Genomic DNA, 2,694 nt, shown 5'->3' on the forward strand with positions numbered 1-2,694 from the left:
GCATCGACCCGGCCGCCGAGACCCAGGAGCTCTACCTCGCGCTGCTGCGCACCCCCGCCCCCGCGGCGCCCCAACTCCCGCGCCCCGGCGGCAGCCTGCGCGGCCGGCTGACCAGCTTCGTCGGCCGCGAAGACGATCTCGCCGCGCTGCGCGCGATGCTGACGGACCGTCGGCTGGTGACCCTGACCGGCCCCGGCGGCTCCGGCAAGACCAGCCTCTCGACGGAGGCCGGCCGCGCCGAGCAGTCCGCCGGGGGCTGGCCGGACGGCGTCTGGGTGGCCGAACTCGCCCCGCTGGAGAGCCCGGACGCGGTGCCCGCCGCCGTGGTCTCGGCGCTCGGCCTGCGCGAGATCGTGCTGCACAGCACCAGCATGGTCGCCGAGGTGATCGAGAAGCGGGCCGAGGACCCGGTGCGCCGGCTGGTCGAGCACTGCGGCCACCGCCGGATGCTGCTCGTCCTGGACAACTGCGAGCACCTGATCCAGGCGGCCGCCGACCTCGCCGACGTCCTGCTCGCCGAGTGCCCCGGGCTGACGGTGCTCGCCACCAGCCGCGAGCCGCTGGGCGTGCCGGGGGAGACGGTGCTGCCGGTGGAGCCGCTACCCGACCCGGTCGCGCTGCGGCTGTTCGTCGAGCGCGCGGCCGCCGCCCGTCCCGGCTTCGATCCGCAGGGCGACCCGGAGGCCTGCGCCGAGATCTGCCGCCGGCTGGACGGGCTGCCGCTGGCCATCGAACTGGCCGCCGCCCGGCTGCGGGTGATGACGGCGCGCCAGATAGCCGACCGGCTGGACGGCCGGTTCGCGCTGCTCACCGCGGGCAGCCGCACCCTGCTGCCGCGCCAGCAGACGCTGCGCGCGGTGGTCGACTGGAGCTGGGACCTGCTGGGCAAGCGGGAGCGGGCGGTGCTGCGCCGGCTCGCGGTGTTCGCGGGCGGCTGGCAGCTGGAGGACGCCGAGGCGGTCTGCGCCGACGGCGTCGAGGTGGCCACCGGCGAGGTCGCCGACCTGCTGCTGTCGCTGGTCGACAAGTCCCTGCTGGTGGCCGACCTGGACGGGGCCAGCCTGCCGCGCTACCGGATGCTGGAGACCATCCACGAGTACGCGACCGAGCGCCTGGCCGCGTCCGCCGCGGACCGCGCCGCCACCGAGGCCCGTCACCTGGCGCACTTCCGCACCATGATCTCGGTCGCGGACACGCAGATCCACGGCCCCCGGCAGCTGCACTGGCTGGCGGTGCTGGAGCGCGAGCAGGACAACATCCGCGCGGCGCTGCGCCGGGCGATCGACCTGCGGGACGAGGATCAGGCGCTGCTGCTCGCCCTCGGCATGAGCTGGTACTGGTCGCTGCGCGGCTACAGCATGGAGGCGCGCACCTGGTACACCGCGGTCGGCGCGCTCGGCCCGGACCCGTTCGCCCCGGACGCCCCGCGGGCGGTGCCGCTGGAGCACAGCGTGTTCGTGTACGAGCCGCCGCTGTCCGCGCCGGTGGTCGAGGAGGCCCGCCGGCTGCTCGCGATGTTTCGGCTGATCGGGCTGTTCGAGGGCAACCTGGACGTCCTCGGTGACCCGGAGGCGGTCGAGGTCGCCCAGCGGCTGATGGACGCCTACACCCCGGACCTGCCGCAGTCCTACCGCTTCCCGGCGCTGATGCGGGTGTTCGGCGCGTTCCTGGCCGGCCGCCTGGAGGTGATGAAGGACCTGCTGGACGACGCCGTGCTCGGCTGCGAGCGGTACGGTGGGCCGAGCGACCTGGCGTTCATCCTGCAGGTGCGGGCCAGGATGCTGAACGACTGGCCGAGCGGCGCGGAGCAGAGCATCGTGGACGGCAAGCGCTCGCTGGAGCTGTACGAGCGGGCGGGCGACCTCTGGGGGATCTCCCAGGCGCTGTCGGCGCACGGCGAGTCGCTGGCCAACCGGGGTGAGTCCGCGGCCGCCGCGGAGGCGTACGAGCGGGCGATCGGGCTGGTCGAGGAGCTGGGGGCGCCGCTGGAGGTGCCGATCCTGCGGGTGAATCTGGGCACCGCCCTGCTGGAGCACGACGTGGACCGCGGCGAGCGGGTCGTCCGGGAGGCGCTGGCCTCGATCGAGACCCCGGGACTCAACCAGTCCACCACCGGGGCCCTGATGTTCGGCCACCTGACGCTCTGCGGTCTGCACGCCCAGCGCGGCGAGTTCGAGCTGGCGCTGGCCGAGCTGGACGAGCTGGACACGGTCCGGGTCGGCGGTTTCGCGCCGAGCCTGGTGACCGGGATGCTGCTGAGCGCCCGGGGCTGGATCACGGCCCGGGCCGGCGATCCGGAGGCGGGGTTCGAGCTGCTGCGCGACGGCTGGCGGCAGCTGCGGGCGGTGACGGCGGCGAGCGGCTTCGCCGAGCACATGACGGTCATGGTGGTGCCCGCGGTGACGGCGGTGCTGTGCAGCTTCGCCCGGCGCGACGGGGACCTGGAGCGGGCCCGGGCGGCGGCGGTGCTGATCGGCGCGCACGGTGGGCTGAACGGCCCCAAGGGCGGCTACCTGGAGCGGTCCGAGCGGGCGCGCACGGAGGCCGTCCTGCGGGAGCTGATGGGCGACGCCGAGTACGAGGAGGCCCGGGCCGGCGGGGTCGGGACGTCCCAGGAGCAGGCCTTCGAGCTGCTGGAGGGGCTGATCGGCTAGCCCCGGGCTCCGCGGGCTCCGCGGGCTCCCCGGGCTCCCG

Annotated in this window: 1 protein-coding gene; it reads left to right on the forward strand. The window is 75.2% G+C overall.

Annotated elements, in window-relative coordinates:
* Positions 1-2,654, forward strand: a 2,654-nt coding sequence (locus tag ACIQOV_RS36315; RefSeq protein ID WP_401055074.1) for an ATP-binding protein, incomplete at its 5' end; no start/stop codon positions are given.
* Positions 2,655-2,694 lie beyond the last annotated feature (40 nt).

It is taken from the genome of Kitasatospora sp. NPDC091257 (genome assembly GCF_044757675.1).
In the GTDB taxonomy this organism is placed as follows: domain Bacteria; phylum Actinomycetota; class Actinomycetes; order Streptomycetales; family Streptomycetaceae; genus Kitasatospora; species Kitasatospora lactacystinica.